Source organism: Bombilactobacillus sp. ESL1197 (assembly GCF_058107145.1).
Genome location: NZ_JBYLTY010000004.1, coordinates 16,150 through 29,066, shown reverse-complemented (window position 1 = coordinate 29,066; position 12,917 = coordinate 16,150). Strand labels below are relative to the sequence as shown.

The following is a 12,917-nucleotide window of genomic DNA, read 5'->3' as shown; positions in this document are numbered from 1 at the left end:
TTTGAAATTCTTTACCATTAGATTCTGATTGCTAACTTATTAGCAAACTCTGTAAGCTTTTATTATACAGCTAAACCCGTTTTTGAACCAATAACTCTCAAACTACCGTTTGCAAAAACGTTAATACCCACTGATTAAACTGCGACGCTTCTTCTAAATGCGGTAAGTGCCCCGAATTTTGAAAAATCTGGGCATAACCTTTGGGAGCTAACTGCAAGCATAAGTCGACATAACCGGGGTGCCAAATCGGCGAATGCACACTACCTAAAAATAATTGCGGTAACAAACAGGTAGCAATCACATCGCGCCAATCTTGCAACAAGTGATTAGTTAATAAGGGCGCATTTAATTCTGGATCAAATGGATGCGCCTGCTGTTGTGCTTTCAATGCTTGCCAAATTGGTGTTGGTACTTGTTGATAAGTCATTTTCGTTTGTAAAATGCGCTGTTGCTGTTGCCGCACAGTTTCCCAAGTTAGATCTAAAGCTCCGTATTGCCAATGCGGCGTATTCAAAGCTTTAGGGGATTCATCCACATCAACTAACGCTTTTAAGCGCTTCGTTCCAAACAAACTAACATAACACCACATCACGGCTGCGCCCATGGAATGACTAATTAAAACTGCATTATGTAAGTCCAAGGCCGCAAATAATTCCGCCAAATCGGCGGCCAGGCGAGCGATTCGTAAATTATGCCGCGTCCGTTGTGATTGACCGTGATTGCGTTGATCAATTGTCACTACTTGGTAGTGCTGTTGCACAAAAAAATCGACTTCTTGTTGCCATTCTAACTGCGTTCCAGAATAACCCGCAACAAAGACTAAGACTGGTCCCTGCCCACGGACTTGATAATTTAACTGGATTCCGTCACTTGTTGTCAGCCACATCCTAAGCATCTCCTAAAATGTTCAGCATTAAAATTAACTAATTTTAAACTACACTTTTTTGGAAGGGGGTTCAAGTCCCAAATAGCAGACTACACCACCGGATGAACAAAAGCTGAGCACTATAATTTTCACCACTAAAATAAGACTGCAACAAGCCGAAATGGTTCATTTTTGAACACTAACTTTGCTTGCTTCAGTCTTATACTTTTACTGAAAATTATTGACCAAAATATGCCCAATAGCGCTGATCAACTGCTAATTTTAATTGCTCTAAGCTATGTTTTTGCTCACGACAACATTGTTGAGCTGGTTGCGAACAAATTAAGCACTGTCGTTGTCTACGACCAACATCGGTCCGTGATAAACACTTGTCTGAACCATACGGCCAAATATCAATTTTAAATAAACAGCCTAAAGTAAATTGATCTTCAAAACGAACCATTCGCCGTTTAATTAGCACTGAGCTTTCTGACAAAATCAAAAAAGCTTCTGGCCCTGTCAGTCGATGTAAATAGTTCTCAAAATAAATTATAGGCAGTTGTTCTTTGGAACAAATTAATTCTAGTTCTTTTAAACCTGCAATAAAAACTCTACGTAAAGCTTCATTATTCTTGACATTGCCAGGAATTATCAACCGAATTGTTAAAAGTACATCCATACGGTAATTTTTTGTCAGAGTTGCTTGTTGTTGAGTACGCCAAATTTGATTCTGCTTCATGGCAGCTAATGTAATCGGCGTCCCGTGGTCAAGTATTGTCATCGTCTACTACACCTTATCAATTATCTGAAATTACAGATATGCTTTAATTTACTCGCGCTAAGTTTAACATAATGTTCATAAGACACAAGTTATTTTAATGATTAATTTGGAAGGCTAAAAGTCTCAGAGGTTATCAAAACTCTAATTAATTGCCAAAACTCTCACTTCTCATCATGTCCTAATTTTAGCACGCAAAAATTAGTGGTATAGACAACTACACTAACATTTTGCAGTTAGTTTATTCAGCCGGCTTAGTCGTAAAACGGTGCTGTAATTTGCTAAAAATGTGGTGATCAGCCCAGCCGATGACAAAACCTTGGCAAAACAATGAGAACAAAGTTCCGATGCCCACGGACTGCAATTGTCCTGAACGTACCCAGCAATAAATCATAATTAATACTGGAATAATATAACTAACAATTTGCCCCCACGCGGCATTTCCGTGAAAAAAATGAAACCGTAATAAAAAACTAAATTCATCATTAGGATGTAACATCACATTCACACGTTGATATACGGACACCGCCGTGGCAATTAAGCAAACACCTAAAATATCGAGAATTAAGCGCCAAATCAATGGTAATTGGGGAACTTTCAATAAAGTAAACCAATGATTACTAAATTGCACGAGATAACTAAAGCACAGTGCAAACAACATATTACTGATAAACATGGTCAAATCTAATTTTTGACTAATCAGAGTATTTAAGCACTGAACTAGCAATGCGTAAACCAACAAAATTGTACCTAAGCTCCAAGAAATCTGACCTTCGAGATTAACCGCTGAGGCCGTCCAAACAGCACTACCTAGATGAGTAGCAACTGTTAAGCCATTGGCCAGTGAATTTAAAATAATGGAAAATCCCAAATAAAAAATCATTTCGGAACTTTTGAGGCGTCTTCTAGTTCCATCAGCTAATTCAATCATATGATTATATTTTCATCCGTTTCAATAAGGTTCGTTCCAATGCTACATAAATTAACGGTACTATGATAAAAGTCGCGAGCGAATTAATCAAAGTCGCTGGCAAACTAACAAACGCATTAATCATTGCTACGTGTAATTGCGTTCCAACCATCAACCCTTCAATAATCCCCGTACACCAAGAAGTTAACAACTTAATAGCCCCCGCTGCAAACGATACTACATACAATTTACTGATCCGCTTGTCAGTTACATAATGTACTCGTTTAAAGACCCAGGAAGTGACAAAGGCTAAAATCAAAGCTTCCAAAATGGTTAACCACGATGTTGCCGCATAACCATTGAGAATATCAAATAGTCCCAGACCAATCATCGAAGCTAACGCACCTGCTCGAAATCCTAGCAACATGACTGAAATAACCGCAAAAGTATTGCCAAAATGAATAAAGGGCCGCCCCGTTGGTGCTGGCAAATAAATTCGAAACAGACTAATTCCAATAAAAATAATTGCGGCACACAAACCGGTAAAAATCGTTTTCCGTAATGTTTTTGATGTCATTTTCTCATCCTCAATTGTTCTAAATCGGCCGCGATTGTCGCTACTTGGACATCACTTTGCTCTATTGGTGTTAATGTTACTGCCTTCGTCGTTAATCGTGTTGCTGTTTGCACCGCTGGTAACCAATCCATTTGCTGTAGTAAACAACCAGCCAAAATACTGGTAAATAAATCACCACTACCGCTCACAGAATGATGAGCTTTCGGATACGCTAAATATTGTAATTTTCCTGCCACGAGATAAGCGCAGCCAATCTTGTCCTGCTTAGCCACACCAGTAATCACTACTTGATTGCCTTTAATTTGTTGTGTTAATTGTTTCAATGCTTGAACTAATTGGTCTAGAGTCGTAATTGTAGTATTTAATAACAGCTGCGCTTCTGTGAAATTGGGGGTCAATACATCAGCGAATGGTAATAACTGGCGTTGCGCTTTCACATAATCATGATTCAATAAACCGTACAATTGACCATGATCAGCCATCGCGGGATCAAGCACGACTAACGGCAAGTGATGTCTTACTAAATATTTTTGCCAAATAGTAACTAATTGCTTCGTACCCAAATAACCAAGTGCCAAACCACTAAACGCGACTTGATCCCAATAAGTTAGCACTTGCTGGAGCCATTGACTCACATCTAATTTAGGCGCCTGCACGTCATGTCCTGGATGCGTTGCCAAAATGTTAACTGGTAAACTGACACTAGGTATTCCCAAATTTTGCAAGACAGTGGTCGCTACCTGCAAAGACATACTGCCCCAACTGGACCAATCTTCAGCTACTAAGAAGTGCTGATCTGGTCTACTTATTGGCACGTTTGACATAACTTCCGTCTTGCGTATTAATTTCCAGTTTTTCACCAACATTAATAAAATCAGGAACGGCGACCACCAAACCTGTATTCATTGTTGCCGGCTTATTCGAACCCGCTGCCGTAGCCCCTTTAATTAAAGGTTGCGTGTCCGTCACCGTCAATACAACAGTTGTTGGTAAACTAATTCCAACCACCTCAGAACCATAAAAATCAATTTTTACTTCCATATTTTCCATTAAAAATTTCATTTCCTGGGAAATAATTGCCAAAGGAACTTCATATTGATCATATGTTTCCAAATCCATAAACACCGCTACATCATCTTGCGTGTATAAGTATTGTGCCGCTTTTGTATCAATAACTGCTTGCTCCAATTTAACATCTGGATGCATGGTTGTGTCGACAATTGAACCACTGCGCAAATCCTTAAGCTTCAAGCGCATTACAGTATTGCCCTTACCTGGCTTATGATGATCAGCCTTCATTACCTTGATTAATTTGCCATCTTGAATAAATGTCATCCCAGCACGTAAACTTACTGCTTCAATCATAATGTCTCTCCTCCAAATCCTTAATTACCTATCATTGTAGCAGATCTAGCCAAATAGTTAAGTCTAGAACCATTAATTAAGCGTGATTCTTTCTATACGTTGACAGTTAATTATAATAACTTTAAATTATTGTCCAAAAACTAAAATAATCCCCTATAATCTTATCCAAAACAACAGTACAAAAAATGTTCACAATTTTCACTTGTGAACAGCTCTTGCAGAAACGTTATTTTTAAATTAATTGAAAAACCTACTCATGCCATTCCTTAAAAGCATCCGTAAAGTTAAGCGTTGGCAACAGTTTAACCTTAGAATCATTCAAGGCCGTAATCATTGACACGATCATTCTACCATACGGATAAAGCATCGCAGATCCATTAACAGCTAGATATTTTTTCTATTTCTTTTAGCTCCTCACTAACTTCAAAAAAAGCCTCAACTTCTAAATAACATTTTCGATAAAGTTCTTCATCACTATGATTACCAAAAGTAACTTTAGTTTGAACAACACCTGTATGCTCTTTGATTTTGCTACCTATACCTAACCCAACCCTAACATTGGCTTTCCCAAACTCCTTTTTATACTGCTGTTGATCGATCACTTGATAATCTATTCTATGAATTTTATAATTTTTAAATCTAATAATCGGTTCAGAATTGGACAATTTATTCACACCGCTTCCTTGTCAAATCATTGATTTCACTGTCATTTTGATGTTTCAATAAATCACATTCATTAAATTCAGAAGACAAAGACTTAAAATTTTCATTAGCCACCATACCTGACAAATATAATTCATCAGAGTACTCATATTTACCATGATCCGACGTCATTTCTATGAAATTGGTCAAATCTTCAACTGTTAATTGTTCCGCTATTTCATCATTATGTTTTAGTAAAGCATCATAGCCCTTTAAATATTTAGCCATGTTCCCAATCCTCCTCGAATGATATTTCTTCAACATTATAAATGCTGTTTTTATTTCGAATACAATACTCTATCCCATTAGGAATATAACTATGAATCGTCTGATATAAGTTAGTTGTTGTAGCACAACAAACATAGTCAATACAAATATACTCTTTATTACTTTGTATAAAGTATCCTAACAAAGCTCCATCTAATTCATGCTGAGTAATCTTATTTTTATACTTGTTATTCAATTGACCTATGATTAATTGCGTTTTGGGATTCATCAAAAATTCTCTAAAAGCCCTCATATCATTTAAATCATCGACAAAGTTTAAACATTTATCCTCATCTATATCAACCTCAAGTTTTAAAATTGAGCAATTTTTACTATTTTGTAAGCTATCCCAATAATTTCTTGCTAAATTCTTATCATTATAAAAACCATAAATGCCATATCCTAAACTGCCTGGCTATTTCAAGTATTTACGATATGTATTTCCATAAAGATAATTCCAATTAATTTTTTTAATATTAAAACCATTAATTAATATTTTGTCCTTACTAGAGTTATCGGTTGCATGATATAAGACAACTTTACTCATTAGACTTTTCCTTTATTCACAAAAATAAATAGTACTTAACTTTAAATTTCACAACAAAAAAAGAAACCTCCCATTTAAGGAAGTTTCTCTTAAAATTACTGATTTCTAGCCTAATTTAGTCTTGCTAATGATATTTAATTGATCATCTAAATCATAAACTACAGGTTGACCAGTAGCCATTTCAACATCCATGATGTCTTCATCAGAAATGTCTTCAATATACTTAGTCAAAGCCCGCAAAGAGTTACCATGAGCAGCAATGATCACATTCTTGTTGTCTAACAACTTCGGCGCAATCTTATCTTGCCAGAATGGAATAACCCGTTCCAAAGTAACCTTTAAGTTTTCGCCACCAGGAATAGCCCGTGGATCTAAGTCAGCATAACGCCGATCTTGTGCTGCAGAACCTTCGTCACTAGCATCCAATAATGGTGGTAAAGTATCGTAAGAACGCCGCCAAATATGGACTTGTTCATCACCATATTTATCAGCTGTTTCTTGCTTGTTTAATCCTTGTAAAGCACCATAATGACGTTCATTCAAACGCCAAGATTTTTCTTCCGGAATCCATAATTGACCGGCTTCTTCCAATGCATAGTGCAACGTCTTAATAGCCCGCGTCAAAACAGAAGTATAAGCTTGATCAAACTCAATGCCTTCAGCCTTCAATAACCGACCCGCGTTTTTAGCTTGTTCAACGCCTTCTTCACTTAAATCCACATCAACCCAGCCAGTGAATTGATTTGATAAGTTCCATTGGCTTTGGCCATGACGAATAAATACTAATTTTGCCATAATCGCAATACCCCTTTTATTAGGTTTACATCTCACAAGATATTATATGTTTTCAGTAAACTAGTGTCAATAAGACCACTTGACCAAAAACCGCAACCGCGTGTGCTGTAAGCCAAGTATCAACAAGTAACAAAGCACAGCTGCAATAACGACTAAGCCATAACGTAACGTTGTACTATGAATTTGATAATACAAAAAATTGTAACCAATTTTCATTAATAAGTAATGACTAAAATACATCACCGTACTTAAATTGCGCCACCATTTAGCATGTGGCAAATGGAGCGGTATTTTCAAAGTTATCATAAATAACACGGGAGCTAACAATAAGTAGCTCACTAATTGATCACTGTGACCATGTCCTTGTAAGACAAAATGTAACTCACAGTAAGCTATGATAAGCGCGGCAACCAACGTCGTGCCCAAGATTTTCCAACTTGGCAAAGTCGTTAAATGGGCAATAAATTGGCCCAAATAAACATAAATCGGACCGACAAAAAGTGTGCAAGCGATTAAAATACCGGTGTTCACAGGTACATAGGCACTAAAGAACACAATCGTCAAAAAAATAATTAAGGAAATGCTAAAACCCAATTTAGGTCTTTTACGTCCCCACCAATAAACAAACCAAACTCCAAATAAGAGTGCATTTAAATACCAGCCCACTAACATGGTCCAAGGACCCACCAGTAACCATTGACCACAAGTATATAAAAAACGTGGCAAATTCCAACCATATATGCGAAAGCTATCCCACGCATCGCGCCCAATATAATACCCGTATAAGATCAACCAAAAAATATACAGCTTACCAATCCGCATCGTATAATTTTTTAAAGCTGGCAAACGATCATGATGGACATTAATATGACGCGCCAATAAAAAACTTGCAGCAATAAAAAATAATGGCACAGCCATCCGAACTGTCAAAGTAAAAAAATGACTGTGACTCAAGCGGTCTAAAACATCAACAAAGCCCGTATGAATACTAACTACTGCTAAAGCAGCTAAGATTTTCATTGCATCCAGACTATCAATTTGCTGCTTGCGCATTAATCAAAAGATCCTTTCCTAACTTATTTAACAAAATAGATATCACTTTATATTTTAGCATGGATTGCAACAGCAAAAAAAAAGCTGGCGACTTTCGAATTAATGACCAACTAATGCTGCTTCATTAATCGCCTTGTCTCAGCTTTTATAAATTATAATTTAGTATTCTTACTGTTCATCATCCGCATTCACAATGGAAACATTAACTTGCCCTTGCGTCAATTCACTTAAACGTTTTTGATCATCAGCTGATTTAACCAAAATTCCAGCACTCAAACGTTCCGTCAACGGTAATAACTGTGAAACTTCAGTTTGTTGCTGTTTGAAGTCATCAATATAAGGCATTACTTGATAATTAGCATCCGGATATTCTAGCAGAATCATGCAAACCGGTGAGCTCAGGGGCACAATAATCGTCGTCTTATCATTTAAGACCTTATTGACCAGCCACCAAGCTGCAAAATCTTGCTCCGTTTCAAAAGCTTGGACTAAAGAATTATTATGATTGAAGACCTGAACCCGCGGTTGGGATTCTTGATAATTCAAAATCACCGCCAACGTGCCATCTAAACGATAAAAATTCTTACGCAACAATTGATCTTTCGCCCGACTATCAAAAAACTCTGTTACCAGATTAATTCCTGCTTCATTTAAATAGTCTAAGCTTAACAATTGACCGTTATAGTAGTGGTAGATATTAGCTGGTTGCCCGTCTTCATCCTTGACCACCTTCATCACTAAACTATCTCGCTCATAAATGCGATCAATATTTTGTTGCGAGTCCGTTTCTACACGTGCATGAGGGCTAATTTCAATGCCCATCCCAGAACGCTTCACATTGGCTTTGGCGTCTGCTTCAGTTTGAAAATATTGGTACAAGTTTAATAATTGTGATTCGGGATTAACAACCCCTGCGTCCAGGTTATCTTGCCAATTGGCCGCTAATTCTTCATCAAAGTTTAACGTCACTAAATTAGGCAACACATGAAATGAATCTAAATAAAAATTCAAATTAGCTAAATCATCAGTACTTTCATCATCCGGTTGGGCCAAACGTTCTTCTAAAACTAAATACTGTTGTCCTTTTTCAAACATAACCTCACCAGAAATAGCATCGGTTCCAAACCAGCGTTTCAAAGAATCATTAATTTGTTGAATTTGTTGCAAGTCGTAATTAACATTTTGGGCATACGGGTCATCACTCTCTTGCTTTCTTTGAAGCGTTTGATGATAAAAAGTCCGACTGCTCAGTAATTGCCCCTTCAATACGTGCTTCAATTCTTGTTGTTCAGACTTGAGATTGGTTAATTGTTCTTCAGTTTGACGCCACTGATCCCAACCGGTATTCTTCGAAGCCGTTTTTTCAGTGACTTCATTAACTGTCACATTGGGCTTATTAAAATTACTGGAGTGATATAAATTGGTATCATTATTCTGAGGCGCAGGATTTTGCACGGGATATTCAGCAACATCTTGAAAATAACCCGAATTATTGGCGTTAGCCGCGTTTTGATCATTGGCCGGCGGATTTTGAACTGGCATCTGCTGAGTCGGTTGGCCCATGGAAGCATTCGGGTCCTGGACGGGCATTTGTTGTGTTTGCTGATTCAACGCCGCGTTGGGATCTTGCACTGGCATCTGCTGCGTTTGTTGATTCAAAGCTACGTTATTCGGGTTTTGGACCGGCATTTGTTGTGTTTGCTGGTTTAACGCCATATTGGGGTCTTGGACGGGCATTTGCTGTGTCTGCTGACTAGCGCCACCATAATTGTTATTATTCATCGCCTGATTTGGCATCATATTCGGATTAGGTTGTTGATTATTAGCCATTTGTTGTTCTTGCGGCTGATTAGAATCCGATTGTTTATTAGAATGTTGCTTATTAAATAATGACATATAAAATACCTCACTCTATTACCAACTAATATCAGTTTAACATAAAAGTAATATACAGAACACTAACTTTCATCAGACTTTAATTGTTTTAACTTTTAGTAAATCCAAAAAGAAAGTAAAAATTGGAATACCCACAATTAACCCCCAAGTACCCCACATTTTTTGGGCAATGAGTAACACTACGAAGGTCACAAAAATCGGCAAGTTGGTGCGACTAGACATTAACTTGGGATTTAAGACATAGGTTTCTAGCGTATGAATTAATAAAACAGCAATCCAGATATAAATCATTGGTTGCCAACCGCCCACAGAATAAGCCACGATTGACAATGGGACCAAGGAAATAATTACACCCGCTACCGGAATCATGGACAACACAAAAATCATGACTGCTAAACTCGGAATACCTGGAAACTTCAAAATAATCATGACAATACTCGTTAAAATTGTATTGACAACTGCAATCACCAACTGGGCTTCTAAAACTACGCCAAAGGTGTTCACAAATTTTTGGGCAAAATAATTAATATCTTGAAAGAACCATGCCAAGTGTCCCTTTTGAAAAGAACGCCCAAAATCATTCATTTTATCCGCATCAAAACTATAAAAATAACTCAATAAAAAGGATAAAACGATTGTAACACCTAAAGCCCCGACACTAGTCAAATATTTCACTACTTGAGCAACACCTTTTTTGAGCTGGTCATCTAATTTTAAACTTTTCAGACTATCGACGATGTAAGCCAAAACTGAATTATTTTGCACTTGATTACTATTATAAAAACTAAATAATTTTTTGGATAATTGCACCGTGGAATTAATAATATTAGGAATATAGTGCGTCGCAAACAGATAAATCACCCCGATAATAATTAAGTACAACGGAGTGACAATCCAAAATGGCGACCAATGCAGGCGTTTTTGCACCCACCGGACAAAATTAATGGACAAAAAAGTAAAAATAAACGTTAACAAGACGATACTCATGATCCCTCGCATTAACCAAATAACAAAAATGCATAATAACAGCACCACACTCCGGCGCAGTTGCTGATTTTGTAAAAACTCTCGATATAATTTCATGTGGTCACCTCATTAATTCCACGTAATATTCGCAATTGGTAATTTTAATTTTAGATTCTTAAACCCCGTCCACGTAGTGGTCGTGGAATCACTATCGGGTTGCTGTAATAGATATAAACGCTGTTGATAAACACCAAAAACCAAGAATTGACCAGCGGGGGTATTCACGGTATGTTTACTTTTTTGATCTTGCAAAATAGCCGGTTCTAATAACGCCACGTATTGGCGAGTTGGTTGTTGATGACCTTGACGATCAATTCCGGTAAAGCTTTTAGCATCTTGTGTAATGCTAAATTTGCCCGCCAAATTAATACCAATTCCCGCTAACGTATTATCATGTTGACTAGCGCTAACTGCAACATATTGCCTTAAATCTGCATTCGAGGTAACTGGCGCTTTCTTTAAATCTTGATAATGCTGATACAACCTATCGTACTGCTGCTTTAAAGTGGGGCCTGCTTTGGCATTTTCATAGAGCTGAACACCGTCAGTCGTGGACTGATTTTGATCAGTCCATGCTGCTAAGTCTTGATTATAAAGCATTAGCCCTTGATCCGTTTTTTCAATGCGGTACTTGGCCAATTTAATATTTTGACCATATCTCTTGGAATTAGTCGTCAAATTAAACGACTTAATCGCCGGATTTTCAGGATTTTGCCCCGCTGTAAAGTATTTGACACTTAAAACATTAGCCGGCTTAAAATATAATTTACCATATAAACTTGTTAAAATTCCAGAAATTGTCTGTTGTTCTAACATCACTGGATTATCTTGGTTAGGATTTTTCACGCTTTGCTTGGCGTGAACATATAAAGTATTCGTAAAATGCCCTTTGGTATCAATACTTAAATGCCCGTAAACCCGACTCATGCCTAACAGGGCGCGATAATTATACTCGCCCGCAATTGATTGATTATTTAATTGGCTACTTGCATTTTTCAAAGACGGTGTCACCAAATGCTTTAATAAAGTTGGCCCTAATTGATCTGATTGCTTCGTCGTTAACTGTGCTTGACGCTGTTGCTTTTGATACTGACGATACTTCTTATTTTTAGCGTGATTAACTTTTGTAATCTGACCCAACTTCCACTTTTCACCCTGATAAGTCACATCAAAGCCGGTTAGTGTGTAACCAGCTTTTTGTTCATGGTAGGCTTTTTTAACAGCTAAAATCATTTTCGGATGAGTCGTATTAATCGTGATTTCTTGACCATCTTGATTGAGCTGATAGGTAGGATTCGCAAACTTAGCATTCAACACGCTTGAGCCATGGCGATCGCCCAATAAGCTAACATGTTGCACCCCTACTGTCTGATTGCGATAAAAACGCAAGCGTTGCACATTTTGATTGGGCTTTTGGTATAAATACCAAGCTGTTTTCGATTGCGTAATTTGTTGATTAACTGCCTGCTTGTGACACCCAACTAACAGCAGTCCCAACAAACTGCAAATTATTAGCAATCCTGTTCCCCAACTTCGCTGTTTCTTCATTAAATAATCCCCTCATTATTTGACCAATGAATTGCGCTTTAATGCATATGTAGATAACAAGCTTCATTATAGCAAAATATGAAAAGTAGGGATAATTAATATTCGAAATTTAATAATAGAAAAGTAGCCTCAAGCTCATCAATGCGATCCTTTGGCATGAAATCTATTTCCAACTATGTTATTATTTGTATGTAAGAAAAGGTCAGTGCTGTAACACTAACCTTTCCGTAAAGTTGCCAAAGCGGTGACTATTCAAAATTTTAAACCTACTTTAAATAGCTATCTAGTCTGGCGTGGCTAAGGACAGCTATTTTTTTGTGCTTTGCTTGACCATCCAAACGAAACTTGCGACATCGATAATCGTATTGATTATTTGGCAAAAATCATGAATGTTCCAATGAAACACTTTGCTACTCCCTTCTTTAGGATTTATGTTTACAGTTTTTACACCATAAGCACCACCCCATTTCTGGAATAGCCACCGCCTTAGCATTTAACTTTACTTATTAAGTATACCATCAAAAATGGCTAAATCCTTGATTTACAAGGATCTAGCCACTTTATTGTATCTCTTAAATTAATTTGATG

14 protein-coding genes are annotated in these 12,917 nt (G+C 37.2%); all 14 read right to left on the bottom strand.

Features of this window, described 5'->3' with window-relative positions; genetic code table 11:
• Window positions 1–97 precede the first annotated feature (97 nt).
• The gene (locus tag AC3B6B_RS07945; protein ID WP_489758120.1) at window positions 98–886 is read right to left on the bottom strand and encodes an alpha/beta fold hydrolase; all 789 of its coding nucleotides are present in this window, start codon (window positions 884–886) and stop codon (window positions 98–100) included.
• A 217-nt stretch (window positions 887–1,103) separates the two neighbouring features.
• Complete coding sequence (gene citX / locus AC3B6B_RS07940; RefSeq protein WP_489758119.1) at window positions 1,104–1,646, bottom strand: citrate lyase holo-[acyl-carrier protein] synthase; 543 nt, start codon at window positions 1,644–1,646, stop codon at window positions 1,104–1,106.
• Window positions 1,647–1,884: 238 nt separating this feature from the next.
• Window positions 1,885–2,574, bottom strand: a complete 690-nt coding sequence (locus tag AC3B6B_RS07935) for a DUF6198 family protein (protein WP_489758118.1) — start codon at window positions 2,572–2,574, stop codon at window positions 1,885–1,887.
• Between the two features lie 4 nt (window positions 2,575–2,578).
• On the bottom strand, window positions 2,579–3,130 hold the full coding sequence (locus AC3B6B_RS07930) for an ECF transporter S component (protein WP_489758117.1): 552 nt from the start codon (window positions 3,128–3,130) through the stop codon (window positions 2,579–2,581).
• Window positions 3,127–3,945, bottom strand: coding sequence for a PfkB family carbohydrate kinase (locus AC3B6B_RS07925; RefSeq protein WP_489758116.1), 819 nt, complete (start codon window positions 3,943–3,945; stop codon window positions 3,127–3,129). The genes AC3B6B_RS07930 and AC3B6B_RS07925 overlap by 4 nt, the downstream gene beginning before the upstream one ends.
• Window positions 3,932–4,495 carry an elongation factor P gene (efp, locus tag AC3B6B_RS07920; protein WP_489758115.1) on the bottom strand — a complete coding sequence of 188 codons (564 nt, stop codon included), beginning with the start codon at window positions 4,493–4,495 and terminating at the stop codon, window positions 3,932–3,934. Before efp ends, AC3B6B_RS07925 begins: the two co-directional genes overlap by 14 nt.
• A 377-nt stretch (window positions 4,496–4,872) precedes the next feature.
• Window positions 4,873–5,169: a hypothetical protein gene (locus AC3B6B_RS07915; protein WP_489758114.1), complete on the bottom strand. Its 297-nt coding sequence runs from the start codon at window positions 5,167–5,169 to the stop codon at window positions 4,873–4,875.
• Window positions 5,162–5,425, bottom strand: a complete 264-nt coding sequence (locus AC3B6B_RS07910; RefSeq protein WP_489758113.1) for a hypothetical protein — start codon at window positions 5,423–5,425, stop codon at window positions 5,162–5,164. The genes AC3B6B_RS07915 and AC3B6B_RS07910 overlap by 8 nt, the downstream gene beginning before the upstream one ends.
• Window positions 5,418–5,693 carry a hypothetical protein gene (locus AC3B6B_RS07905; RefSeq protein ID WP_489758112.1) on the bottom strand — a complete coding sequence of 92 codons (276 nt, stop codon included), beginning with the start codon at window positions 5,691–5,693 and terminating at the stop codon, window positions 5,418–5,420. The genes AC3B6B_RS07910 and AC3B6B_RS07905 overlap by 8 nt, the downstream gene beginning before the upstream one ends.
• Window positions 5,694–6,116: 423 nt before the next feature.
• Entirely contained in the window at window positions 6,117–6,806 is a 690-nt protein-coding gene (locus tag AC3B6B_RS07900; protein WP_489758111.1) for a 2,3-diphosphoglycerate-dependent phosphoglycerate mutase, read from the bottom strand.
• Between the two features lie 66 nt (window positions 6,807–6,872).
• On the bottom strand, window positions 6,873–7,859 hold the full coding sequence (locus AC3B6B_RS07895; RefSeq protein ID WP_489758110.1) for an acyltransferase family protein: 987 nt from the start codon (window positions 7,857–7,859) through the stop codon (window positions 6,873–6,875).
• Window positions 7,860–8,027: 168 nt separating this feature from the next.
• Entirely contained in the window at window positions 8,028–9,755 is a 1,728-nt protein-coding gene (locus AC3B6B_RS07890; RefSeq protein ID WP_489758109.1) for a hypothetical protein, read from the bottom strand.
• Window positions 9,756–9,827: 72 nt separating this feature from the next.
• Window positions 9,828–10,838, bottom strand: coding sequence for an AI-2E family transporter (locus AC3B6B_RS07885; RefSeq protein ID WP_489758108.1), 1,011 nt, complete (start codon window positions 10,836–10,838; stop codon window positions 9,828–9,830).
• 12 nt (window positions 10,839–10,850) lie between these two features.
• Entirely contained in the window at window positions 10,851–12,329 is a 1,479-nt protein-coding gene (locus tag AC3B6B_RS07880; RefSeq protein WP_489758107.1) for a hypothetical protein, read from the bottom strand.
• Between the last annotated feature and the right edge of the window lie 588 nt (window positions 12,330–12,917).